General features: G+C 46.6%; 14 protein-coding genes, 2 tRNA genes and 3 rRNA genes. 11 read left to right on the top strand and 8 right to left on the bottom strand.

Features of this window, described 5'->3' with window-relative positions:
• Positions 1-11: 11 nt before the first annotated feature.
• The 8 genes from ACSX1A_RS14800 to rrf all read left to right on the top strand — a co-directional run bounded on the left by ACSX1A_RS14800 (position 12) and on the right by rrf (position 8,968).
• On the top strand, positions 12-1,661 hold the full coding sequence (locus ACSX1A_RS14800; RefSeq protein ID WP_439880415.1) for a S41 family peptidase: 1,650 nt from the start codon (positions 12-14) through the stop codon (positions 1,659-1,661).
• Positions 1,662-1,797: 136 nt separating this feature from the next.
• The gene (gene tsaB / locus ACSX1A_RS14795; protein ID WP_439880414.1) at positions 1,798-2,490 is read left to right on the top strand and encodes a tRNA (adenosine(37)-N6)-threonylcarbamoyltransferase complex dimerization subunit type 1 TsaB; all 693 of its coding nucleotides are present in this window, start codon (positions 1,798-1,800) and stop codon (positions 2,488-2,490) included.
• 23 nt (positions 2,491-2,513) lie between these two features.
• Positions 2,514-3,026, top strand: coding sequence for a DUF2480 family protein (locus ACSX1A_RS14790; RefSeq protein ID WP_439880413.1), 513 nt, complete (start codon positions 2,514-2,516; stop codon positions 3,024-3,026).
• A gap of 792 nt (positions 3,027-3,818) precedes the next feature.
• A 16S ribosomal RNA gene (locus ACSX1A_RS14785) occupies positions 3,819-5,342 on the top strand.
• 129 nt (positions 5,343-5,471) lie between these two features.
• Positions 5,472-5,545: transfer RNA gene (locus ACSX1A_RS14780), tRNA-Ile, on the top strand.
• 12 nt (positions 5,546-5,557) lie between these two features.
• Positions 5,558-5,631 (top strand) — tRNA-Ala (locus ACSX1A_RS14775).
• 221 nt (positions 5,632-5,852) lie between these two features.
• Positions 5,853-8,743: ribosomal RNA gene (locus ACSX1A_RS14770) — 23S ribosomal RNA — on the top strand.
• A 113-nt stretch (positions 8,744-8,856) separates the two neighbouring features.
• Positions 8,857-8,968 (top strand): 5S ribosomal RNA (gene rrf, locus ACSX1A_RS14765).
• Together the 16S, 23S and 5S rRNA genes with 2 tRNA genes alongside form the textbook arrangement of a ribosomal RNA operon.
• 264 nt (positions 8,969-9,232) lie before the next feature.
• On the opposite strand, the gene ACSX1A_RS14760 is transcribed toward rrf, so the two are convergent.
• The 7 genes from ACSX1A_RS14760 to ACSX1A_RS14730 form a co-directional block, all read right to left on the bottom strand.
• A complete protein-coding gene (locus ACSX1A_RS14760; protein WP_439880412.1) occupies positions 9,233-9,373 on the bottom strand; it encodes a hypothetical protein in 141 nt (46 codons plus the stop codon).
• Positions 9,374-9,408: 35 nt separating this feature from the next.
• Positions 9,409-10,695, bottom strand: a complete 1,287-nt coding sequence (locus tag ACSX1A_RS14755; RefSeq protein WP_439880411.1) for a M16 family metallopeptidase — start codon at positions 10,693-10,695, stop codon at positions 9,409-9,411.
• Between the two features lie 19 nt (positions 10,696-10,714).
• On the bottom strand, positions 10,715-11,830 hold the full coding sequence (porV, locus tag ACSX1A_RS14750; RefSeq protein ID WP_439880410.1) for a type IX secretion system outer membrane channel protein PorV: 1,116 nt from the start codon (positions 11,828-11,830) through the stop codon (positions 10,715-10,717).
• 49 nt (positions 11,831-11,879) lie between these two features.
• Complete coding sequence (gene porU, locus ACSX1A_RS14745) at positions 11,880-15,728, bottom strand: type IX secretion system sortase PorU (RefSeq protein ID WP_439880409.1); 3,849 nt, start codon at positions 15,726-15,728, stop codon at positions 11,880-11,882.
• Between the two features lie 162 nt (positions 15,729-15,890).
• Entirely contained in the window at positions 15,891-16,049 is a 159-nt protein-coding gene (locus ACSX1A_RS14740; RefSeq protein ID WP_439880408.1) for a phosphoribosylformylglycinamidine synthase subunit PurS, read from the bottom strand.
• Positions 16,046-16,750: a CDP-diacylglycerol--serine O-phosphatidyltransferase gene (pssA, locus tag ACSX1A_RS14735; protein ID WP_439880407.1), complete on the bottom strand. Its 705-nt coding sequence runs from the start codon at positions 16,748-16,750 to the stop codon at positions 16,046-16,048. Before pssA ends, ACSX1A_RS14740 begins: the two co-directional genes overlap by 4 nt.
• A gap of 21 nt (positions 16,751-16,771) precedes the next feature.
• On the bottom strand, positions 16,772-17,407 hold the full coding sequence (locus ACSX1A_RS14730) for an MBL fold metallo-hydrolase (RefSeq protein ID WP_439880406.1): 636 nt from the start codon (positions 17,405-17,407) through the stop codon (positions 16,772-16,774).
• An 82-nt stretch (positions 17,408-17,489) separates the two neighbouring features.
• Here ACSX1A_RS14730 and ACSX1A_RS14725 point away from each other — a divergent pair, with 82 nt between their 5' ends.
• Genes ACSX1A_RS14725 through ACSX1A_RS14715 form a run of 3 tightly spaced genes read left to right on the top strand, consistent with a single transcriptional unit; the run spans position 17,490 to position 22,922 of the window.
• Positions 17,490-18,578: an NAD(P)/FAD-dependent oxidoreductase gene (locus ACSX1A_RS14725; RefSeq protein WP_439880405.1), complete on the top strand. Its 1,089-nt coding sequence runs from the start codon at positions 17,490-17,492 to the stop codon at positions 18,576-18,578.
• Between the two features lie 4 nt (positions 18,579-18,582).
• Entirely contained in the window at positions 18,583-21,762 is a 3,180-nt protein-coding gene (locus ACSX1A_RS14720) for a hypothetical protein (RefSeq protein ID WP_439880404.1), read from the top strand.
• Between the two features lie 8 nt (positions 21,763-21,770).
• Positions 21,771-22,922, top strand: coding sequence for a serine hydrolase domain-containing protein (locus ACSX1A_RS14715; RefSeq protein WP_439880403.1), 1,152 nt, complete (start codon positions 21,771-21,773; stop codon positions 22,920-22,922).
• 110 nt (positions 22,923-23,032) lie between these two features.
• Here the strand turns inward: ACSX1A_RS14715 and ACSX1A_RS14710 are convergent, their stop codons facing one another.
• A complete protein-coding gene (locus ACSX1A_RS14710; protein WP_439880402.1) occupies positions 23,033-24,574 on the bottom strand; it encodes a SulP family inorganic anion transporter in 1,542 nt (513 codons plus the stop codon).
• Positions 24,575-24,829: the final 255 nt, after the last annotated feature.

Here is a 24,829-nt window from a genome sequence, read left to right as displayed (position 1 = left end):
ACCTAGAAATTATGTACAAGAAGTCTATTGCCGGCCTGTTGGTTGGTGTCCTATCCTTAGCCTTTTTTTCCTTTAAATCTGATTCAGAGCGCTATTTTGAAATAGCGAAGAATCTTGATGTGTTTGCCACGCTCTTTAAGGAAGTCAATACCTTTTATGTAGATGATGTGCCCCCATCCAAGATGATGCGCACTGGTATTGATGCCATGCTCAAGTCACTGGACCCTTATACCAATTATATCCCGGAAGATGATATTGAAGATTTCCGTACCATGACCACTGGTCAGTATGGAGGTATTGGTGCTCTTGTAGGTAACCGGAATGGTAAGATAACTATCCAGATGCCTTATGAAGGATCTCCTGCGCATAAAGCAGGCCTGGTAATTGGTGACGAAATTTTAAAGGTAGATGGTGTAGACGTTACTGGTAAATCTACTAATGATGTAACAAAGCTGCTCAAAGGCCAGGCTAATACCACCGTGAAGCTGGATGTGCGTAGCTATGGCCAGACCAAACCCAGAACTGTTGAGCTTAAACGTGCCAATATAATGGTAGATAATGTGCCTTACTATGGTATGCTCGATGATCAGATCGGTTATTTCCAGTTATCCGGTTTTACCGTGGATGCATCGAAGGAAGTGAAAATGGCTGTGCAGAAGCTGAAGGAGATGGGTGCAAAGAAAATAATCTTTGACCTGCGCGATAATCCTGGTGGCCTGTTGCATGAGGCAGTAAATATTTCGAATGTGTTTGTAGACAAAGGCAAAGACATTGTGAGCACTAAAGGAAAAGTGAAGGAGTGGAACAAGACATACAAGGCACTGGACGAACCTTTGGATAAAGAAATTCCCCTTGTTATTCTAACCAGTTCGCGTAGTGCGTCTGCTTCTGAAATTGTGGCTGGCGTAATGCAGGACTATGATCGTGCGGTACTGGTTGGAGAGCGTACTTTTGGTAAAGGGCTTGTGCAGGCTACCCGTCCGCTTTCTTACAACTCCCAGTTGAAGGTTACTACGGCTAAATATTACACTCCTAGCGGACGCTGTATTCAGGCAATAGATTATACACACCGCAATGAAGACGGTAGTGTCGGTACCATTCCGGATTCGTTACGCGTTGCTTTCAAAACCTTGGGGGGCCGCATTGTTTATGATGGTGGTGGTATCAAGCCTGATGTGGAAGTGGAGCAGCCTACTTACTCTGAGATAATTAAAACGATTGCCAGAAATGGTTACTTTTTTGATTATGCTAATAAGTTTAAAGCGGGGCATGCTTCTATTGCACCAGCAAAGCAGTTCAAATTGTCTGACCAGGAGTACCAGCAGTTTATAGACTATCTTGCCAATAAGGATCTGGCTTATACAACGGGTGTAGAAAGTGAACTGGAAGATCTGGCTGAGAAAGCGAAGGATGATAAGCACTATGATGATATTAAAAACGAGCTGGAGGCTATAAAAAGTAAAGTAGCTCATAATAAGTCTAATGATCTGGTGCGATTCAAAACAGAGATCAAGGAAATGCTTGAGGCAGAAATAGCATCCCGCTATTACTTGCAGAAAGGATATATAGAATCATCTTTTGATGATGACCCTAATATACTGATGGCAAAACAAGTTCTGAATAACTCACAGAAGTATAGCTCTTACCTAAAAGTTAAGTAAACTACTGGCAATAAATCAGGAAAGGCTATACTGTAAAGTATAGCCTTTTTGTTTTTCATACAACCAGAACAAGTAAGCAAGTATTTTGTGTCTTCATTCGCTTGGCGTAATTTTGTAAAGCAAATTTTATACTCATATGTCAGCACCCTTACTACTTGCACTCGAAACCTCTACAACAGTATGTTCTGTTGCCTTATATAAAGGAACACAGCTAATGGGGGCGTCTGAACTTCGGATAGAAAAGTCGCACTCCTCCTATATAACTGTAATGATTGCGCAGCTGGTCGAAAACTGTGGGGAAAAGATGGCTAACCTTAGTGCAGTAGCAGTATCCGGGGGGCCGGGTTCTTATACAGGATTAAGAATAGGTGTATCAACGGCAAAAGGGTTGTGCTACTCCTTAAACATTCCTTTACTGGAAGTGTCTACATTATATGGCATGGCAGCACAAGTACTGAGTTTTACTCCAAAACCAGAGCGTTTCCTGTTTAGTCCGATGCTGGATGCGCGGCGGATGGAAGTATATACCTGCTTGCTAAACTCTGAGATGCAGGAAGTAGAGCCTATAGCCCCGGTTGTATTGAATGAACAAACTTTTCAGGAATACTTGAAAGAGCAAACGGTGATCTTCTTCGGAAATGGAGCCTCAAAGCTGAAGAGTCTGGTGGGTAACAAGGGGAATACATTGTTTATAGAAGAGATAGAGCCATCAGCAATTACAATAGGTAAATTAGCACTGCCAAAATTTGAACAGGGCTTATTTGAAGATGTGGCCTACTATGAACCCTTCTATCTAAAGGATGTTTATATAACAAGTGCGAAAAAATAACGCATACTATAATAGCTAATAAGATGTCAGAGATAATAAATAAAGTAGCACAGAGCTCACTGGTAACAATTAACCTGGAGGAACTGCTTCATCCGGGAGAAAGAGTGGTGTATGATATCAAAGAAAATCTGTTTCACGGACTCATATTAAAGGAAAAGGACTTCCGGGCCTTTGTGAAAGAGAATGACTGGTCGCAGTACGACGGGAAGAACGTTGCTATTATATGTTCAGCAGATGCCATAGTGCCAACTTGGGCATATATGCTGTTAGCAACAAAACTAAGCGGGCACGCAAACTTCTTTGTATTTGGCGACCAGGAAGCACTGGAGCAGGCCTTACTGCAGGAAGCGATCTCAAAAATTGATGTGGAAGAGTATAAGGATGCCAAAGTAGTAGTGAAAGGTTGTGGTAGCATTCCAGTACCTACTTATGCCTATGTTGAGATAATGCGCAAACTATTACCAGTTACAAGTAGCTTAATGTATGGCGAACCATGCAGCACTGTTCCATTATATAAGAAGCCCAAAAACGGGTAATAACATTTACAGAAAAAAAGAGGGGGCAGTGTGAACTAAACACTGCCCCCTTTCTGTTTATCATCTGCTGAAAGGCAAAAAAGATACTGCTGAAGATGGTGGGAAAAGTTCTATGAAAATTTTGAAGCTGCAACACAGCCACTTACACAAAACTGTAAAGAAATTTCAGACCCACCCCTTGCGGGGCTGAAAACTCTTCTTACCTTTGCATCCCGGTTCAGCAGGAACGGGGCAGAAAGGCGGGGAAGGCGGGGCAGCGAAAGCGGCCTGCAGGCGGCGAGAGGGCCATTTTGAAGGACTTTAGGCCTTGAAAAAAAACTTACCTTGCCCCTTGCGGTTTCCAAAAAAGCACTTACCTTTGCATCCCGGTTCGGAAAGAGGGCCGGCGGTTGATTCGGAAGCAGAAGGTTGAAAAAAAGAGTAAAAAAATTTGCTGCAAATTAAAAAGGTTTTGCTACCTTTGCAGCCCGCTCCGGAAGGACGTTCTGAGACGGAAAGAAGAGAAAAAAAAAGAGTGAAAAAAGATTTGGCAGTTTGAAAATAACTTCCGAACTTTGCACCCCGCAAACGAGCGAACGGCTCGAAAGGGAGTAAAAATAAGATCAGCGCCCCCTGGGGCGCTCCGGCGAAGAAAGTAGTTCTTCGGTAAGTTCTTTGAGAGATTGTTGAGACAGAAATAACATACAAAAAGATAAGGTAATCCGCGCAAGGAATTTGCGCCAGTCCTGTAAGGGACAAGGAAAGCCGGGGTCGAACGGACACATTTTGCAGGGAACTGCAGTAAAGTTTTTTACAATGGAGAGTTTGATCCTGGCTCAGGATGAACGCTAGCGGCAGGCCTAATACATGCAAGTCGAACGGATCAGGGAGCTTCGGTTCCCTGGTCAGTGGCGCACGGGTGCGTAACGCGTATGCAACCTGCCTTCTATTGGGGGATAGCCCCGGGAAACCGGGATTAATACCGCATACCACCACTGACCCGGCATCGGGTTGTGGTGAAAGCTTCGGCGATAGAAGATGGGCATGCGTGCCATTAGCTTGTTGGCGGGGTAACGGCCCACCAAGGCGACGATGGCTAGGGGTTCTGAGAGGATGGTCCCCCACACTGGTACTGAGACACGGACCAGACTCCTACGGGAGGCAGCAGTAGGGAATATTGGGCAATGGCCGAGAGGCTGACCCAGCCATGCCGCGTGCAGGAAGAAGGCCTTCTGGGTTGTAAACTGCTTTTATCTGGGAAGAAAACGCCCCTGCGGGGGTAACTGACGGTACCAGATGAATAAGCACCGGCTAACTCCGTGCCAGCAGCCGCGGTAATACGGAGGGTGCAAGCGTTGTCCGGATTTATTGGGTTTAAAGGGTGCGTAGGCGGCCCGTTAAGTCAGCGGTGAAATCCCACGGCTCAACCGTGGAACTGCCGTTGATACTGGCGGGCTTGAGTTCGGTCGAGGCGGGCGGAACTGGTGGTGTAGCGGTGAAATGCATAGATACCACCAAGAACCCCGATTGCGTAGGCAGCTCGCTGGGCCGAAACTGACGCTGAGGCACGAAAGCGTGGGGAGCGAACAGGATTAGATACCCTGGTAGTCCACGCCGTAAACGATGATGACTCGATGTTGGCGATATACTGTCAGCGTCCAAGCGAAAGCGTTAAGTCATCCACCTGGGGAGTACGCCCGCAAGGGTGAAACTCAAAGGAATTGACGGGGGCCCGCACAAGCGGTGGAGCATGTGGTTTAATTCGATGATACGCGAGGAACCTTACCTAGGCTAGAATGCGCGTGACAGCTCCAGAGATGGAGCCTTCCTTCGGGACACAAAGCAAGGTGCTGCATGGCTGTCGTCAGCTCGTGCCGTGAGGTGTTGGGTTAAGTCCCGCAACGAGCGCAACCCCTATCTCTAGTTGCCAGCACGTAATGGTGGGGACTCTAGAGAGACTGCCTTCGCAAGAAGTGAGGAAGGTGGGGACGACGTCAAGTCATCATGGCCCTTACGCCTAGGGCTACACACGTGCTACAATGGCCGGTACAGAGGGTCGCCACCTGGCAACAGGGCGCCAATCTCAAAAAGCCGGTCTCAGTTCGGATCGGAGTCTGCAACTCGACTCCGTGAAGCCGGAATCGCTAGTAATCGCGTATCAGCAACGACGCGGTGAATACGTTCCCGGGCCTTGTACACACCGCCCGTCAAGCCATGGAAGTCAGGGAGACCTGAAGCCGGTGACCGTTAAAGGAGCCGTCTAGGGTAAAACTGGTAACTGGGGCTAAGTCGTAACAAGGTAGCCGTACCGGAAGGTGCGGCTGGATCACCTCCTTTCTAGGGTCGACACCCGGCTTTCCGGGCACAAGCAGACCGGCGCGGATCCTCTTCTTTTGTAATTTTTGTCTCGGCAACACCTCAAAACCTACACTGTATGGTGGCTGTGAGGCGCCCAGCACTCATTCTGGGCTTGTAGCTCAGGTGGTTAGAGCGCTACACTGATAATGTAGAGGTCCGTGGTTCGAGTCCACGCAGGCCCACTTGATTACCCTGGGGGATTAGCTCAGCTGGCTAGAGCGCCTGCTTTGCACGCAGGAGGTCAACGGTTCGACTCCGTTATTCTCCACACCAACACACAACAGGCAGAAACAGCAGGTTTTTGCTTCCAACTTAAGGCCTTTGCTTTGGTTTAGGCTGCTCATAGGGCAGCAGGAGCGGAAGAAAGGGCATTTGAGAGAAGTTCTTTGACATGATGGGAGAGAGAAAATAAAAGTTTAGGTTGTCGGAAACGACAACTCATGCAAAACGAGAAAAGAGGCGGGCCGTTTGCTTTTAGGAGCAACGGCCGAGAACGCAGATAAGGGCGCATGGGGGATGCCTAGGCTCTCAGAGGCGATGAAGGACGCGACAAGCTGCGATAAGCTGCGGGGATTGGCACATACAAATTGATCCGCAGGTTTCCGAATGGGGCAACCCAGTATATTGAAGATATACTACCCTACGGGGAGCGAACCCGGAGAACTGAAACATCTAAGTACCCGGAGGAAGAGAAAATAACAATGATTCCGTAAGTAGTGGCGAGCGAACGCGGAAGAGCCCAAACCAGTCGTGTCACGGCACGGCTGGGGTTGTAGGGCCACGACGTCGGACCAAAGATTGAAGCATAACATCCTGGGAAGGATGACCAGAGGGGGTGATAGTCCCGTGTGCGTAAGCTCTTTGGCCGTAGTGGTACCCTGAGTAGGGCGGGACCGGAGAAATCCCGCCTGAATCCACCGGCACCATCCGGTAAGGCTAAATACTCCTGAGAGACCGATAGTGAACCAGTACCGTGAGGGAAAGGTGAAAAGTACCCTGAATAAGGGGGTGAAATAGATCCTGAAACCATGCGCTTACAAGCGGTCGGAGCCCTTTAGTGGGGTGACGGCGTGCCTTTTGCATAATGAGCCTACGAGTTACTCCTCCCTGGCAAGGTTAAGCTTCTTGAGGAGCGGAGCCGGAGCGAAAGCGAGTCTGAATAGGGCGCACAGTCAGGGGGGGTAGACGCGAAACTTTGTGATCTACCCATGGGCAGGATGAAGTTTGGGTAAAACCAAATGGAGGTCCGAACCAGTTTACGTTGAAAAGTATTTGGATGACCTGTGGGTAGGGGTGAAAGGCCAATCAAACTGAGAAATAGCTCGTACTCCCCGAAATGCCTTTAGGGGCAGCGTCGTGGTGGAGTCATATGGAGGTAGAGCTACCGATAGGACTAGGGGGAGTCACATCCTACCGAATCCTGACGAACTCCGAATGCCATTTGATATACACGGCAGTGAGGCGCGGGGTGCTAAGGTCCCGCGCCGAGAGGGAAAGAACCCAGACCGCCAGCTAAGGTCCCAAAGTCCACGCTAAGTTGAACAAAGGGGGTCCAGTTGCCTAGACAGCCAGGATGTTGGCTTGGAAGCAGCCATTCATTTAAAGAGTGCGTAACAGCTCACTGGTCGAGCGACAGGGCATCGATAATAATCGGGCATCAAGCATGGCACCGAAGCTGCGGATTGCACACTGTGCACTGGTAGGGGAGCATTCCAAGGGCAATGAAGGCGTCCCGGCAAGGGGCGTTGGAGCGCTTGGAAAAGCAAATGTAGGCATAAGTAACGATAATGCGGGCGAGAAACCCGCACACCGAAAGACCAAGGTTTCCTGATCAACGCTAATCGGATCAGGGTTAGTCGGGTCCTAAGGGCGAGGCGAAAGCGCAGTTCGATGGACAACTGGTTAATATTCCAGTACCGGCACGTCATAGCGATGCGGTGACGGAGAAGTGAAAGGACGGCGCACTGACGGAATAGTGCGTTTAAGGGCGTAGGTATTGGCCTGGTTGTGAAGTACGCCAGGCTAGCTGAAATCTGAAAGTACTCCAAGCCCTCGGGCGCGGAGATCGTCCCTAATCAGGCTCCCTAGAAAACCCGCTAAGCGTTTAAATGGCATGCCGCCCGTACCGCAAACCGACACAGGTGGTCGAGGAGAGAATCCTAAGGTGCTCGAGTGAATCACGGCCAAGGAACTCGGCAAAATGGCCCTGTAACTTCGGGAGAAGGGGCGCTTCCTTGTAGCAATACAAGAAGCCGCAGTGAAAAGGCCCAGGCGACTGTTTAACAAAAACACATGGCTTTGCGAAATCGAGAGATGAAGTATAAGGCCTGACACCTGCCCGGTGCCGGAAGGTTAAGAGGGGATGTTAGTCGCAAGACAAAGCATTGAATCGAAGCCCCGGTAAACGGCGGCCGTAACTATAACGGTCCTAAGGTAGCGAAATTCCTTGTCGGGTAAGTTCCGACCTGCACGAATGGTGTAACGATCTGGGCGCTGTCTCAGCCGTGAGCTCGGTGAAATTGTAGTCTCGGTGAAGATGCCGAGTACCCGCAACGGGACGGAAAGACCCCATGAACCTTTACTATAGCTTAGCATTGACGCTGGGTAACTCATGTGTAGGATAGGTTGGAGACTGTGAAGCGGTGTCGCCAGGCATCGTGGAGTCGTCCTTGAAATACAACCCTTGAGTTGCTTGGCGCCTAACCTCTCCAAGAGGGGGACAGTGCTTGGTGGGTAGTTTGACTGGGGTGGTCGCCTCCAAAATAATAACGGAGGCTTTCAAAGGTGCCCTCAGCACGCTTGGTAACCGTGCGCAGAGCGCAATAGCATAAGGGCGCTTGACTGTGAGGCCTACAAGCCGAGCAGGGTCGAAAGACGGATATAGTGATCCGGTGGTTCCGCATGGAAGGGCCATCGCTCAAAGGATAAAAGGTACTCTGGGGATAACAGGCTGATCTCCCCCAAGAGCTCATATCGACGGGGAGGTTTGGCACCTCGATGTCGGCTCGTCACGTCCTGGGGCTGGAGAAGGTCCCAAGGGTTCGGCTGTTCGCCGATTAAAGTGGCACGCGAGCTGGGTTCAGAACGTCGTGAGACAGTTCGGTCCCTATCTGTTGTGGGCGTCGGAGATTTGAGGGGTCCTGACCTTAGTACGAGAGGACCGGGTTGGACGAGCCTCTGGTGCACCTGTTGTGGCGCCAGCCGCAGCGCAGGGTAGCTACGCTCGGACGGGATAAGCGCTGAAAGCATCTAAGTGCGAAACCCGCCCCAAGATGAGATCTCCCTTAAGGGCCGTCCAAGACGAGGACGTTGATAGGCCGCAGGTGTAAAGCTAGAGATAGCAAAGCCGAGCGGTACTAATTGCCCGAGCGTGTTCTCACAGGCCACAGGCCTTTAGCCGCAACGCGGCCCGCCACTTTTCCGCTCTCTCCCCAATCATGCTCAAAACAAGCTTCTATAAGCATTAGACTGCCACAACGACGGCAGCGACGATAATGGTGGCTATGGCTCCGGTGAGCACCTCTTCCCATCCCGAACAGAGAAGTTAAGCCCGGACGCGCCGATGGTACTGGGGTCACACCCGGGAGAGTAGGTGGCCGCCAACCCCAACACCAGCAGGGCAGCATCCGCACAGGAAGCTGCCCTGTTTGGCATTTTTACCCCTACCACCACCAGCAGCAAAACGTAATGACGCCGGCTGGTGCCATTCACCCTGGCAACTCACCAAGCCAGGCCGCTGCCAAAGGGTGATCCTATGGAAAGGCAAGACAAAGCAAGGCTAAGGGCCTGGGGATACAGGCTAAGGAACAAAAACAAAGAGGGCGCCCGCTATAAGCAGGCGCCCTCTTTGTTTTGATACCGATCTGCGCTTAGCTGTTGATAAAGCGCGGGTGCAGCAGGTTCTCCAACGAAAAAACCTCCTCCCACTTCGATTGCGTGATAAAGATAGTTGAAGCATCATCAACTCTTTCAATTGTTAAAATCACTACATACAAAAAAAGCCAGTGCATAAACGCACTGGCTTTTTTTATAAAGCGGAATAGCTTTAGTTTTTACCTGCTATAGCAGTAAATAAGCTATCCTCATTCAAATAACGTTGAGCTAAATCCTGGATTTCGGAAGGAGTTATATTTCTGATTGTGGTTATATAATTGTTATAGTGGTCCATAGACAAGTTGTGCAGCACAACTTTCTTATACCTATCGCACTGCTCGAAAATGGTTGTCACATCATTTATGAACTTACCCAACATATAATTTTTTACTGTACTGAGTTCTTCCTCTGGAACAAGCTCATTCTGCATTCTTGCTATTTCCTTTTTTATCTCACTTATAGTATCCGCTGTAACTGAGGATTTGACGTCCGTTCCAATAAAAAATAGCGTGTCATGTTCTTTTGGAGAAATAGCGGAATAAATACCGTAAGTATATCCCTTGTCTTCCCTGATATTCTTCATTAACCTCGATCCGAAATACCCGCCAAAGATTTCGTTCATAACCTTCAGCTTTAGGTAATCTTCACTGTTGTTAAGTGGAAAGCTTCTGCCTATTCTTATCGAAGACTGTAGGCTTTCAGGTGTTTCAACAAGTATCTTCTTATTGGTCTCTGATACTATGGCTTTATTCGCATTATTGCTTTCAGCCTTGATACCATTTTCTAAATTCAGTTTGCTGATACCTGTAACAAAGTTCTGATACATCGTATCATCTACTGCTCCACAGGCAAATATCTCAAGATCTTTCGTGCTGTAATGCTCATGATAGTATTGCTTTAATAGCTCAAGCTCTACATCATCCAATCCATGCTCATCAAACCCAAATATGTATGGGTGGTCTTCACCGTAGATCAGTTTTGTTAAAGCATGTGTAGCGAGGTAGTTGTTTTTTTGTCGCTGTACTTTTAAAGTTTGTAAAGTTCTCTTCTTTAAAAGCTTAAACTCTTCTTCTGGAAATGTCGGATTCTGAAGGATATCCAACATAAGAGGCAGCAGTTCATCAATATATTTTGAGAGGCAGTACACCGTAAGTTCGGTGCGGTCGTACCCATGGTTAATGTCCATGGAGGCACCAAAGAAGCCAATCTTTTCTGCGATTTGCTTAGCAGTATAATTAACTGTCCCTTCCATTAACATTTTAGCAGTCAGGTCAGATACTCCTGTCTTAGCTTCGTACCACTTGCCGGCCTTAAAAACAAAATCCAGCCTGATCACAGGCTGGGTTTCGTTTTTGATAATATGTAATCTTGCTCCGTTGTCTAAATGTGTAACTTCTGCGATCTGTAAAGAGACTGCGTCAATTTCGTGTATGTCAGGAGCTATAGTTCTGTCAAGCATTATTTTTTTATTGGTTCTATTAATCCAGGTTGAGTGCTATACTAAAACGTAACGTTTGAGCCAGCGGATTGTTCTGGTCATTTGGTATCAGGTAAGCTGCATCGATGCCAAATTTCTGGTAGCGTAAACCTAATCCTAGTGAGAAATACTTACGACCACCCTTGTCTTCATTTTCGAAGAAATAACCAGCTCTGGCAGCAAAAAGATCATTATACCAATACTCTACACCGCCTGAAAGAACAACTTCCTTAACTTCTTCACTGAAACCGCCTTCAGCGTCTCCGAACGAAGTGAATATACCGCTCAATACCGTTTGGGTACTGTCAGCACCAGGAGATGGTACCAGAAGCTTGTTCGCATCTAAAAGGAATGTCAGCTTGTTATAAGCATCCAGGTTATAAGTAACCGCTGTACCAAGCTTAAGGTTTGTAGGTAAAAAGTCCTTTTCGTCTTTTGTAGTATAAGATATCTTACCACCAATATTAGACACATTAGCACCTAAAGCAAGGTTAAGAGATTGTCCCAGGTCCTTGTTATAATATACACCAACGTCAACTGCTGCTGTATTACCTGGTTCCGACTCAAAGGTGGATGATGAACCTCCAACATTTACGTTTCCTGCCAGGTTAGAGTGTATAAACCTAGCTCCAATACCCAGACTGAAGTTTTCGCTTAGTGCCTGGCCATATGCTAAAGAAACAGCATATTCCTTAGGATTATAGTCATTTATAGGAATACGGTTCTCATCAATGAACTGAATCTGTCCTAGATCAAAGTATAAAAGAGAAACAGATAAGGCTGATGTCTCACTTAACCTTTTATAACCGGATAAATAGCTAAGAGACATATCATCAACAATGTTGCGTAACCAGGGAGAGTAAGAGAAACTAACACTCATATCATTCTTCACAAAGCCAAGTTTTGCAGGGTTCCAGAATGGAGCATTTGCATCCGGGCTAAGCGCAACACCGGCATCTCCGAGAGCGGCAGAGCGAGCATCTGGAGCAACTGTAAGGATAGGCACTGCTGTTGTCACTGCATTACTACCAACAGTTGTTTGGGCAAAAGCAACTGGAGCTGACGCAAACGTTGCCAAAAAAGCAAATGCCTTTACTAAAGTACTTCTTTTATACATATGTAGTTTGTTGATAACTATATCAAATATAGAAATTATCGGGTAATTTTTAATTTAAAATTACGAGCTTCTCAAATATTGAGGTTTTAGAACCATCCAACTGCGATCGGACATTCACTTTATAAATATAAACGCCTCTGCCAAGTAAATCATTATACTCATCCCTGCCATTCCATGTTATATCTGCAAAATGTGCCTTACTTGCATAGCTTGTTGTTTCAAGTGTCTTTACCAGTTTACCTGAAATTGTAAATATCTGCACCTGTATCTCCAGGTTATCTCCAGCCCTATTGTGGTCAAAATGAAATGTTGTTTTAGTGGAAAAAGGATTAGGATGATTCAGCACATGCTCTAACGCAATTTTGCTATCATTAGATACAACAAATTCTATGTATTCTTCGGCTGCATTGTTATGTGTATCCCAGGCTTTCACCCGAAGTGAGTGCGGACCGGGTGCCAGATCTTTAAAGTAATACTTAACCCTTCCCTCCTGATAACTGTCTGCCTCGGCAGTATAGTAGTCATTTAAAACAATTACATTATCCCTATCATCATCCAGGATTGCCGTTAACTCATGTCCTATTCCTAAACCTGCTGTATTAATCCCGTTATCGTCAAAAAGTTTAGCAAGCAGCACAGCATCTTTATTAGTAGGGGCTCCGAACACAAACGATTCATCATTCATAAAAAGCTTTACTGTAGGAGGCGTATTGTCTGCTTCAGCGTTTTTGGCACTACCGCCTATGATGACAGACTGGTTTGCACCTAAAGCATCTAACGCCCCGTTTGTTGCATATAAAGACACCTTACCGTTGCCATAGTTATAGGCAATGTCTTTCGGTACCACAAACGCTACATCAAATAAGCCACTCTTGACTGTTGCCTTACCATCATACAAAATATTTTCACGCACTTTAATAGGCTGCGGTTGAGAGCCATCATCGCCAAACGTGCGCAGGGTTACAGGTTTTTCGTATACCGTTACCCTGATATCACCATTGAAGTCTGCAGCCACATTGCCAGAATAAGTGGTTACATTGCCTTTAAAGCTAACCTTGCTGAGTGCACTTAAAGTATCTGCAGCAGCTGCTTTGCCATTGATATGTGTAATTTGTGCCTGCAACGATGGGTAAGCTAATTGTAATGTTGGGTCTGCCAGCAGCGTGAAGTTGCGATTGTTTACTCCTTTAGAACCACTCACATTATCTGTGATACTATTGTTCTTGGTGCTCATCAGCAAGTCTCCTAACCTGGGGTATTGACCTGCAACAGGGGCAAAGGCACTCTTAAAGAAATTTCTGTTCAATACCCGGTTACCGTTAGAATAAACAGGGCGCGTGGTAGAGATAAGGCCAACCGCTCCACCGTTCGGCTGCAGCAGGATGGTCTCTGCTCCTGATGGGCGGGAAGGGTCGTCGTAGCGGCCAAATTCGCAAGTGGCAGTAAGCAGGAAAGTGAGATTATCTTTGTTTGTAAAGCTGTTTATTTGTGGAATGGTAAGTATTTGCTCCGAAGACCAGCTAACCTCGTTTCCGTGGCCGGTATAGTTGGTGATCAGTGAGCCCTGTTCTATAGCTTTATTTAAAGCTGCAACGGCATCTGGTGCGCGTTGGCCATTTGAAACAGCTACCTGTCGGTAAAGGTCAATATATACTTTGTTTGGGTTGTAATTAGGTGCAATCGTCTGCAGAAGGTTAGCCAGGTACTCCGCATCGTTCAGGTGCTCGTTATAATCTCCGTCATCCGCTACAAAGGTTACCCGACTTCTCCAGTTTCCTAAATGAGAGGGACTATCGTAAGCAATGATTTTATTTACGATGTTGGCTGCTTCCGTTTGAGATTCAGCTGGTAACCGGCCAATGCCTATGTCCAGTAAATGATCGCCTGCAGTGGTCTCTGCCCATTCTCCTTCATCATCATCCAGAAAACCATAATAGTCTTCCGAAGAATAGCTGGAGATAGGGTGAAGTGACTGCCGGGATTCATAGACAGGTACAAAGTTCGTATTGTTGCTAAGGCGGTTCTTATAATCGTAAGAGGTATCCCCGAAAAGCAGCAGGTACATATGGTTGTCACCACTCTTGGTGCTTCGTTTGTACAACATCCGCATAAAGTCGCGTATGGCAGTTACATCCTGAGCCCCGGAAGAAAATTCATTGTAGACTTGTGTGGTGGTTACAACAGATACCTGCATGTTACTGTGCTTGCGGCGGTGTTCTGCCAACCGGTTGGCCTCCTGCAGAAACTTAGGATTAGTAACGATAACAAAATCTAACTGGCCGTTCTGGTTTTGGTTATGCAGGTTCTGGTTGGCTACTTTACCTACTGCTACAGGCTTGTTTGTAATATTACTCTGCAGCACAATAAACTCCCTGAGTTCGTCAGTGGCTATACTAAACGTAAGGTTAGCCCCAGAGGTGGTTTGCTGCAATACCGGTTTAAGCGGGTCTGTTACATCCCACACCATAGCACCTGCAGGTGCACCCGAAATGCTAAAAGTACTTACCGGAGCGGCCATGCTTGCCACTGATCTGAAACTGCTTTGTTCGCCGTACAGCTTTAGCTGCCTGTTGTAGTTTAACTCCAGGTAGTTAAGGTACCCGAGTGAGGTAGAGCTGCCACCGGTATTAAAGTCTAATGTAACCTTATGATCTGTTGCAGCGCCTAGTTTTTGCTGGCTCAGGGTATAAGTTTGCGTACTGTTAACCCCCTCCGGGTGAAAATAGAAATTCCCTCTGCTGGGAATGCTTTGCGTACCCAGGTTCTGGTCATTGAGTTTGATTGTAAAAGAGCACTCTGCCGGGGAGTTAGCCATCAGGAATGCTGTAAGTTTTACGTCAGAACCTGGCACTACATCAGAAACCGGAAAACTGACGGTGCGCGATACATTAAAAGAGCTGAATTCCTCACCATACCACTCACGCCCAGAAAAAACCATATTTTTCAGGTCTTTTTCATGAAACATGTGCTCATCGTAACTGGTTATGGTTTGTGTTGCACCTGCTGCCTGTGCGCGGCTGTTAATCCGGGTTCCCTGCGCTGACCCAAGCCGCAGGAAGTAAAAAGCAGTATCCGAGTAAAAGTTGTAGCTATGCTCGAACTGTTTTTTTGTATCGTTATAGTTCCAGGAGTGCGGCCCTTTTGCATAAAACAGCGCATAATCTGCGTCATCAAAACGCCCGTCGGCCTCACCCGTTACCATAATCGGGTTCTCCGTCAGGTCGTCGGGCCGGGGGGCGCTATTGGGCTGCGGCAGCATACCACCGCCATTTCCGTAAATCTGAATTGTTCTCGGATCCAGGGATTGTGTGTTTACGCCCAGGCTCTGCAGCAAACTTTTATCGATTTTAAATACGCCTGTTGTTGTAACCGCCAGTTTGTACCATTCTCCGGTGCTTAAAACTGAATTAGATGCAAAGTTGCTGCTGCTTGTTCTGGCGTTGCTGGTTTTACTGCTACGTCCGTTGTAAGTATAGCTGAATGAGATCAGCTTTTCCAGTTGATTGGTTTGTGGATTACGGCGTATGGGCAGTACGGAAACAATTGCTACGGGCAGTTTATTTTCTGTGGCATTTGAAATTTGCACTACCGGCGCTGCTTCAAATGATTGCTTGCCAAACAGCTTCTGCTCTTCTAGAGTAAAAACTTTGTAAGTAGTGTTGGCGAGCGTAAAATTCTCCAGATGCTGTGGTACACGCAGCCTGTAATACGGCAGGTGTAGGGTATAGTCTACTGTAGCTCCATTAAAGGTGGGTATTTTATCAGTAAGCGTAGCAGTAGGGGGCACGGCTTCATAGCCGCTCCAGGTAATTGTTATCGTTGATTGGGCTTTTGCTCCATTCGTCAGCAAGTTCAGTAAAAGGAAAGCGCAAGCAAAAACTAGTCGAATAAGGCCCATATTAAACCGTGTCTTTGTTAAAAAATACTGCCAGAGACTTTGTACCCCTGGCAGTATTTCACAAGTTAACACATATACAGCTAAATTATTGCAGATCAGCAAGTTTTTTAAGCCTGCTTTAGTTCATAAGTATAAAATTTCACTATAAGGTTTGCCAGTAGTTTACTGCAAGCCTTCTCTACCTTCTGTAAGGTGTTTGCCAAAGAGAACATCATCCACCTGATCCAGTCCGAGGTGTTCCAGATTTGGTAATACAACTTCACCTTGTGGGGCTGATAATTCCGGACGAGGCACTACATCAATATCGACCTTCAGCTTCATGATTGTGAAGTTGTTTTGATAATAGACAACAGGATGTATAACGCAATGATCAGTGGTATAGCTGCGAATTTAAGAAGTGCTATCAAAATAAGCGACAGAATCAGGAATATAAAGCGCAGGGAGTTGTCTTGCCAGGTAAGGTTCGAAAACTTCAGCGCAAACAAAGGCAGCTCAGCTATCAGCAGAAACGATAGTAGTATGGTTAGGCCAATAAGTACCAGTGGATTAAGTATAATCTCATAATGAATCAGGTCGCCGTGCTCCAGGATAAGTGGGAGCGAAGCCACCAGAATAGTACAGGCTGGTGTGGGTAGCCCTATAAAGGAGGTGGTCTGGCGGGTATCGATGTTAAATTTAGCCAGTCGAAGGGCAGAGAAAATGGTGATCAGGAAACCGACGAAAGCTACTTTATCAGTAGGGAGACCAACTATAGTGTTACCGGTTTTCTGCAACAGCATGAACATAACAGCGCCGGGCACAACGCCAAAAGACACCATATCGGCCAGGGAATCCAGTTGCTTTCCGATCTCGGAATAGGCCCCTAAGACGCGGGCGATCATTCCATCCAGAAAATCGAAGACTGCAGCTAGAGCTACCAGGTATGCGGTATAGACCAGTTGGCCCTGAAATGCAAAATACAATGCCAGGCAACCGGAGAACAGGTTGAGGCAGGTGATGGCATTGGGTATGTGTTTTTTCATGTAAGGGAGGCTGTAGCTGGGCTATTGCAGAAAGGGATTATGATTTTTCTCATCGCCGATGGTTGTTTCCGGGCCATGACCCGGATAAACCGTAACCTCATCGGGAAGCGAAAAGAGTTTCGTCTTTATACTTTTGATCAGCGTATCGAAGTCACCGCCAGGTAAGTCAGTGCGGCCAATGCTGGCCTTAAAGAGCACATCGCCTCCGATCACTACTTTATCTTTTTTGTTATAAAAAACTACGTGCCCCGGTGCGTGGCCTGGTGCAAAAATTACTTCCAGTTCAGTGTTGCCAAACGTAACAGTGTCACCTTCGTGCAGGAACTTACCTGGCAGTTGCTCTGCATATAGCTGAAAGCCATAGTTAGGCGCATAAGCAGGCACAGCCCGAAGAATCTGCTCATCCTCGGGGTGTATCTCCAGAGGAACACTGTAGGTATCAGCTACAAATTTGTTTCCGAGCACATGGTCAATATGGCAATGTGTATTCAGCAGTCTTACCACCTTTAAGTCATTGTCTTCAATAAACTTCTTCAGTTGTTCGCGTTCGTGCTTTTCGTAACAACCCGGGTCTATAACTACGCACTCCTTGGTTTCGTCGTGCAGCAGATAAGTGTTTTCCTGAAACGGATTAAAGGTAAGGCAGGTAACTGTCATTGCTTTCTTTGTTTTGTCTTCTGGCCCATAAAACTGGCTTCTAAGTTACGAATTTCACCTGTACATCTTGTAACTTGCCTCTATGAATTACGATTTTATAGTTGTGGGGCACGGCCTGGCTGGAGCCATACTGGCGGATACGTTACGCAAACGTGGGCATCGAGTGCTGGTAATTGATGAACCAAAGACAAACTCCGCTTCCAGGGTAGCAGCAGGACTTGTAAACCCTATTGCAGGTAAGCGCTTTGCGAAATCCTGGATGGTAGATGATTTTATTCCGGCAGCGGATGAATTTTATGATGCGTTAGAGGGCCGTTATGGTGTGGAGTTGTATGTACATAAGCCGATCTATAAGATATTCTCCTCCATTGAGGAGCAGAACACCTGGATGGCTAAAAGTGCCGGTGAAGGTTGGGATAAGTATATTGAGGCAACCTATACACAAAGCATAGCGCAGCCAACAATACACGATCCGTATGGTGGGATCATGATAAAACAAGGCGGCTACTTAAAAGTGGCTGAGATGCTGCAGCTGCTCACGGATGAGTTACTGGAGAAGGGGCTGATGCTACCGGAGCGGTTTGACATGGAGCAACTGCAGCTAACTGAAAGCGGCGTAAAGTATGGAAACATCACTGCAACACATCTCATTTTTTGCGAGGGATACCAGGTTGTGCATAATCCATACTTTAAGTGGCTGCCGCTGCAGCCTACCAAGGGGGAGGTATTAGAGGTGCAAACGGAGAATTTTGAGCCGGAATGCATCTATAACAAAGCTGTTTACGTTGTTCCGGTAGGAGGGGGCAGATTTAAGATCGGTGCCACCTACAACTGGCGCCAACCTGACGAACTGCCCACAACAGCTGGTAAAGAAGAGCTTGCTGAGCGTTTTACGCAGATCACATCGCAAAACTTTCACGTGGTAAATCACTGGGCAGGTATCAGGCCCGCCGTACGGGACAGACGACCGTTAGGTGGGAAACATCCGGAACACCCGCAATTGAGTATATTTAATGGCATGGGGTCTAAGGGAGTGCTGATGGCGCCGTTTCTTGCCCGGAACTTTGCCGATGCCCTGGAAGGAAAAACGGACCTGCTGCCAGAGATACACATTTCGCGTTATTTTTCGTTATATTACAACTATAAAGAACACCAGAACTATCAACCCTAAGCGCATGCGTTTATATACTAGGTTATTGTTGCTGCTTGTGCTGTACGCTTTAGCGGCAAATACCCTTCAGGCACAACCTGGACGAGATGTTTTCGGAAAGAGCCGGATACAGTACAAAAACTTTGACTGGAAGTTGTACAGCACCCAGAACTTCAACATTTACTTCTACGATGGGGGCAAACTAGCCGCCCTGAACGCTGCCGAGTATGCCGAAAAAGAACTGAAACGCATTACTAGTCTGATCGGGTATTATCCTTACTCCAAGATAACCCTCATCCTCTATAATTCCACAACTGACCTGCGCCAAAGCAACATTGGCCTGAACAGTGACCAATACCAGACAGGTGGTGAAACCCTGTTCATGAAAAATAAGATCGAGCTGGCATTTAATAATACCCAGACCGACTTTAAACGTGACCTGAGTTACGACCTTACCGAACTCCTGCTTAACGACATGATGTATGGCGGTAGTTTGAAGGAAGCGTTGCAGAGCAGTTACCTTTTACGCTTACCTGATTGGTTTATCAGTGGGGCCGCCGCTTACACTGCCGAGGGCTGGAGTGTTCGGATGGATAATTACATGCGTGACATGCTACTGGAAGGGAAGCAACGCCCGGAGGCATTTTTTGCCCGCAACCAGGAACTAACCGGCCAGTCAATCTGGAATTATATCGCCGAGCGCTACGGCTATACGTCCATCCAGAATATCCTGAACCTCACCCGCATCACCCGTGATGTGGAGATTGGGATTACCAGTAGTCTCAACATACCTTATAAGCGCTTCCTGCAGGACTGGTATAACTATTATGTCCAGATCAACACCAGCACAGACAGCCCATTGGTTAATATGCCGGATGCCGCAAAAGTTGACAAAAAGAACAAGCAACAACATCATTACAGTGAGCCGGTGCTAAACCCGGCCGGAACACTGCTGGCATACGCCGAGAACGATAATGGCAGCTTTAAGATAATTGTGCAGGACGTTAGAACCCAAAAGGACTGGATAGTATGGCGTGGTGGCTATAAAACCATGGATCAGCAAGTGGATTACGCCATTCCTGTGCTTGCCTGGCGCTCCAACAACCAGCTGGGCTTTATAGAAGCCCGGCGTGGTAAAATGACTTTAAGGCAGGTTGACGCACGGGATCATTATTCAATGATTCCGCTGTATGAAAACCTGACTACACCGGCTGTTGTGCTGCAACAGTTTACGCAGGTGTATGACATGAACTACTCCGAAAATGGCCAGGACATAGTGGTGAGTGCTACCCAGGACGGACAAACCGACATATTCCTGCTGAGTGCCAATGGCCGTTTGCAGAAACAGCTGACAAAGGATATTTACGACGACATTCAACCTGCTTTTCTAAAGGGTACCAATAATATTGTTTTCAGTTCGAACCGCTGGGTAGACAGCACAGGGAAAACTGCCACACCAACCTTTGCAAGTATCGTAAATAACTATGATATTTTTGTTTTGGAACGGCAGGGGCCTAATTCAAACCTGCGCCAAATTACAAACACCATCGCAAGCGAACTGCGCCCAAGATCTACTGAAGACGGAAACATTCTTTTCCTTGGCGAGGCAAGCGGTGTGAAAAGCCTGTATCGATATGACCTCGGAACAGGTGTAACCAAGCCGCTCACTAACTTTGTACAAGGCATAGAAGATTATGATTATGTCGCGAGCAACAATACACTTGCTTTTGTCGCCAAAGACCGATCTGTAGAGTTCGTTTATCTGTTGCCAAACTTTGAGCCTGTTGCTTTAACCAGTCTCCCTAAAACTTCGCGGCAGATCATACTGGAAACAAGGGCACGGATGCCACAGCAGGCGGCACTTACCCGAAAGCTGCTGGAAACCGACTCTAAAAAGCAGGACACTACCCGTACAAAGGGGGAAGTAAATATTGAAAACTATCAGTTCAGTAAAGAAGACCAGCCTAAAAAAGAGTCTAAAACTACGGTTAGAAGAGCTGGAGCAGTAGACAGTAACCTGCAGATTGCCGGCCCTCTTGATTATGACCTTCGCTTTAGTGTGCAGGAGGTAGTGACCTCTGTTTATGCCGATCCGCAATTAGGTTTTGGTATTGTAGCAGGTGTAAATATGAGCGACCTCTTCGAGAACCATCATATTCGGGGCAGTGCCTTCCTGCGTACCGACCTTGAGACAAGCCGCTTGTGGGCAGAGTACATGAACTTAAAGAACCGGGTAGACCTTGGGATGCAGTTCCGTCGTGATATCATTGTCACGCAAGTAGATGAAACAGGCGCTGTGTTGCGTTTTGCAAAAAATGAGTTCTCACCAACACTGGTTTACCCCTTAAGTCATAGCACCAGCATCAGGGCACAACCTAAGTTTGTAAATACGCGCTTTACGTTTGTAAATAACTTTGCCACCCCGGACAGTATTACCAACTTTGGTGGAGGTAACGTGGAGCTGGTATATGATAACTCTGTAGCCACTGGTGTGAATATGATGGAAGGAACCCGTATGAAAGCAGGTGTACTTTCAATGAGGGGCTTCGGGGAATCAGCTGTTAACTTTAGTAAGTTTTATGTTGACCTGCGCCACTACCAGAAGCTGCACCGACAGATTATTCTGGCTACCCGTTTAAGCTATGGATCATTTTTCGGTAATTCTCCCAAAAAATTCCTGATTGGAGGTATGGATAACTGGCTGCTTGCTGATGAGGATGCTGCTTCGGAGCAAAATGATATCCTGATACAATCGCCTGCTGATCTGTTTTACCTGGAATATGCAACACCGTTACGTGGCTTCAATTACAATACACGCAATGGTAATAAATACTTGCTGGCTAATGCGGAGTTGCGCATCCCGATCGTACAGTATCTCTATAACGGCCCTATTCCTTCTGGTTTCTTCCGTAACCTGCAGCTTACTGCTTTTGCCGATGCTGGCTCCGCTTACAATGGCTCCAACCCCTTTACAGGGAATAACTCTATTAATACACGTGTTGTAGGAGGTAACACTGGCGGAACAGGGAATAACCCATTTGAAATAACAGTTATTAACTACCGGAATCCATTCCTGGTAGGCTACGGATTCGGAGCCCGGACTACCCTATTAGGTGTGTATGGCAAGTTAGACGTAGCCTGGGGCGAAGAGGATTACAAAAGCAAGGGCCCTAAATTCTATGTAACACTGGGTTACGACTTCTAAGCTACTTCATGAGCATAAAAGCAAGACGTTATGGAATAGGAGCAGTGCTACTGCTTGGCCTTTTTGCGGCCTGGATAAACATAGCTGACAAGAACTATGTGTACAAAGCCGTGTTTTATAACTTCGCCAACATCGATGACAACAAGATATTTGAGCAACGCGAGATAGAGGCTCCAGCTACATCGCAACCCTGGCCATTGGCCGAAAAGTATAACAAGCTGCAATTGCCCCCTAAGCTGGAGAAACTCCACCAGGATATTCAGTCTGTTGCTTTTCTGGTAATAAAAAATGACTCTATCCTCTACGAGCAATACTGGGGTGGTTATTCGGATGAGTCACTTAGCAACTCGTTTTCTATGGCCAAAAGCATTGTAAGTATGCTGGTGGGTGTTGCAATTAAAGAAGGCAAGATCAAAAGTGTAGAGCAGCCTGTTGGCGACTTCCTGCCTGCATTCAAGAAAGGAGATAAGGCAAAGATCAAAATAAAGCACCTGCTCTGGATGAGTTCCGGCCTTAACTGGGATGAATCTTATAGCAACCCTTTCTCCATGACCACAGAGGCTTATTATGGTACAAACCTGAAAAAGATAATTAAGCGGCTGGAAGTGGCAAGCGCACCGGGGGAGGAGTTTAACTATAAAAGCGGCGATACACAGGTACTTGCTTTTGTGCTGAAAGCTGCCACAGGCAAAAACCTAAGCGAACTCGCCGAGGAAAAACTATGGAAGCCTTTAGGTGCCAAAGAGGACGCTGAATGGAGCGTAGACCACCGGGGAGGCATAGAAAAAGCGTACTGCTGTTTTTTCTCCAACGCCCGCGACTTCGCAAGACTGGGCAAGTTATACTTGCACAATGGAGTATGGAACGGAGATACGATTGTTCCTCCTGCCTATGTAAAAGCCTCTATTACGCCTAGTGGTATTATTGATGCTGATACCCAAAAAAAGGTGGATTTTTACGGCTATCAGTGGTGGCTTCTGCCTGATTACAAAGGGCAGGAGGTGTTTTATGCCCGAGGAATATTAGGCCAGTATATCATTGTTATCCCTGAGAAGAATATTTTAATTGTACGCTTGGGTAAAGAACGTGCCGAGCGTATAGGCAAACACCCCGGCGAAGTATTTGCTATGATAGATGCGGTAAACGAAATGGTAGATTAATTTAACGAGATTCCGGTACTTAATATAAACCCGAGGGGCTTAACGTATAAATCCCGCTGCCTTCCGAATTCGGATAGGCAGCGGGATTTATACGTTAGGCAGCTGTTAGACTATGAAAGTTTATCTGTCACGACAGCGTAATGCGGATCCTCCATTATATTTACATCAATCACCTCGTCAGCGTTTTGTAGCAGCACCAGGCAATCAGGACTCAAATGTTTCAGATGTAGCTTTTTGCCTGCTTTGTTATAGCGCTCTGTCAGTTTATTTAAGGCATCGATGCCTGACATATCGGCTACTCTACTCTCCTTAAAGTCTACAACCACTTCTGCAGGGTCATTTAATACATCAAACTTTTCAGAAAAAGCGGTAACGGAGCCAAAGAACAGGGGGCCATAAATTTCATAATGCTTTACACCATTTTCATCTACATATTTCCGTGCCCTGATACGCTTTGCACTTTCCCATGCAAATACAAGTGCCGAAATGATAACACCAATTAATACTGCCAGGGCAAGATTATGCAGCCAAATGGTGACCAAAGCCACCAGAATACCAACAAATACATCCTGCTTGGGCATTTTGTTAATGATCCTGAAACTGATCCACTCAAATGTGCCAATAGCAACCATCACCATTACGCCAACCAGTGCTGCCATAGGTACTCTCTCGATGACAGGTGCTCCGATAAGTATGATAACTAAAATGGTAAGGGCGGCTATTATACCAGCCAGGCGTGCTCGTGCTCCCGCAGAAAGGTTTACTAATGTCTGCGCGATCATAGCACAGCCACCCATACCAAAAAAGAAACCGTTTAAGACGTTGGCACTACCCTGTGCCACACATTCACGATTACTTTGACCTCTGGTTGCCGTTATTTCATCTACCAGGTTTAATGTCAGGAGGCTTTCAGTCAGGCCTACCCCTGCCATAATTAAAGCATACGGGAATATTATCTGCAGCATCTCAAGGCTCAAGGGCACTTCCGGTATATGGAAAGGAGGGAAACCACCACTTACTGCTGCGATGTCTGCAACTGTTTTAGTATCTATCCCGAACCCAAGCACGATGAGAAAAACAACGATAATAGCTACCAGGGAAGGTGGTACTGCTTTGGTAAATCTTGGCAACACAACTATTATAGCAATGGTCAGGGCTACGAGTCCTGCCATAATATACAAAGCGCTACCTGACAACCAGGCTACATCTCCGTTAACAACAGTTTGAAACTGCCCTACCTGAGACATGAAAATAATAACGGCAAGGCCATTTACAAAGCCATACATAACAGGCTGAGGCACCAGACGAATAAACTTGCCAAGCTTAAACACACCAACAAGTATCTGAATTACACCAGCCAGTGCTACTGCTGCAAAAACATATTCCAGGCCATGAGATTGCATCAGAGCAATAAGCACTACAACTGTTGCGCCTGCCCCGCCAGAAATCATGCCTGGCCTGCCCCCGAGAACTGCCGTAACCAAACCCATTATAAAAGCGGCATATAAACCCACCAGTGGCGGAAAACCAGCCAGAATTGCAAAAGAAAGCGACTCCGGGATCATGGTCATGGCTACTGTAAGCCCAGCCAATACCTCGACTTTGTAGTCTACTTTCTGGCTGAAATCAAAGAGTCTTAAATACTGGTTCATTATTTTAATTTGAATAAACAGATGTTAATTGATTGTTGTACAAAATGTACACTCCTACTCCAGGCTGTACTCACATGAATCATGTAGATGCACCAGTTAGATTCAACAGTGATGCATAAATATTATCGAGCCTAAATCTCCACTCGCTTCCCAGGCATATACACATGAAGCGGGTATACTCGTTTAGGCAGGTAATAAGTAAACATTAACAGATGCTACGAAATGCCAAGGGAAGCACAATGACATGCTAAGTGG

The sequence above is a fragment of the Pontibacter sp. MBLB2868 genome (assembly GCF_051904785.1).
Lineage (GTDB): Bacteria > Bacteroidota > Bacteroidia > Cytophagales > Hymenobacteraceae > Pontibacter.
This window is presented reverse-complemented; position numbering and strand designations above follow the sequence as displayed.

Coding starts and splice junctions, on each gene's coding strand:
- ACSX1A_RS14800 (WP_439880415.1), top strand. CDS start 12: ATGTACAAGAAGTCTATTGCCGGCCTGTTGGTTGGTGTCCTATCCTTA.
- tsaB (WP_439880414.1), top strand. CDS start 1,798: ATGTCAGCACCCTTACTACTTGCACTCGAAACCTCTACAACAGTATGT.
- ACSX1A_RS14790 (WP_439880413.1), top strand. CDS start 2,514: ATGTCAGAGATAATAAATAAAGTAGCACAGAGCTCACTGGTAACAATT.
- ACSX1A_RS14760 (WP_439880412.1), bottom strand. CDS start 9,373: ATGCACTGGCTTTTTTTGTATGTAGTGATTTTAACAATTGAAAGAGTT.
- ACSX1A_RS14755 (WP_439880411.1), bottom strand. CDS start 10,695: ATGCTTGACAGAACTATAGCTCCTGACATACACGAAATTGACGCAGTC.
- porV (WP_439880410.1), bottom strand. CDS start 11,830: ATGTATAAAAGAAGTACTTTAGTAAAGGCATTTGCTTTTTTGGCAACG.
- porU (WP_439880409.1), bottom strand. CDS start 15,728: ATGGGCCTTATTCGACTAGTTTTTGCTTGCGCTTTCCTTTTACTGAAC.
- ACSX1A_RS14740 (WP_439880408.1), bottom strand. CDS start 16,049: ATGAAGCTGAAGGTCGATATTGATGTAGTGCCTCGTCCGGAATTATCA.
- pssA (WP_439880407.1), bottom strand. CDS start 16,750: ATGAAAAAACACATACCCAATGCCATCACCTGCCTCAACCTGTTCTCC.
- ACSX1A_RS14730 (WP_439880406.1), bottom strand. CDS start 17,407: ATGACAGTTACCTGCCTTACCTTTAATCCGTTTCAGGAAAACACTTAT.
- ACSX1A_RS14725 (WP_439880405.1), top strand. CDS start 17,490: ATGAATTACGATTTTATAGTTGTGGGGCACGGCCTGGCTGGAGCCATA.
- ACSX1A_RS14720 (WP_439880404.1), top strand. CDS start 18,583: ATGCGTTTATATACTAGGTTATTGTTGCTGCTTGTGCTGTACGCTTTA.
- ACSX1A_RS14715 (WP_439880403.1), top strand. CDS start 21,771: ATGAGCATAAAAGCAAGACGTTATGGAATAGGAGCAGTGCTACTGCTT.
- ACSX1A_RS14710 (WP_439880402.1), bottom strand. CDS start 24,574: ATGAACCAGTATTTAAGACTCTTTGATTTCAGCCAGAAAGTAGACTAC.